This is a genomic window from Marinobacter sp. UBA2498, assembly GCF_002341575.1.
Classification (GTDB): Bacteria; Pseudomonadota; Gammaproteobacteria; order Pseudomonadales; family Oleiphilaceae; genus Marinobacter; species Marinobacter manganoxydans.
Genome location: NZ_DDOI01000056.1, coordinates 7,442 through 7,737, shown reverse-complemented (window position 1 = coordinate 7,737; position 296 = coordinate 7,442). Strand labels below are relative to the sequence as shown.

Genomic DNA, 296 nt, shown 5'->3' with positions numbered 1-296 from the left:
CAGGTTCCACAGGGTTGGCAGGGTATCCTGGTCCACTTCCCGCGGGTCGATCTCTACACTGTAATCCCGCTCATCGCCGGTTTGCAGGTTGAACAGCTCCCCGTATCCCGCCATCAGGTGTTCCATCACATCTTTAGGCAAAAACGTGGGGGTACCGCCACCCCAATGCAGCTGTGTCACCGGCCGGTCGGCCCCGAACAGTTTTGACTGGATAGCCGCCTCTTTCAGCACCCGCTCAACATAGGGCATCGCCTTGTCACGCTTTTTGGTGATGACCTTGTTGCAGGCGCAGTAGT

1 pseudogene is annotated in these 296 nt (G+C 57.8%); it reads right to left on the bottom strand.

From position 1 onward, the window contains the following. Positions 1–296: pseudogene (locus B2W52_RS06760) on the bottom strand (oxygen-independent coproporphyrinogen III oxidase); the annotation flags it as partial.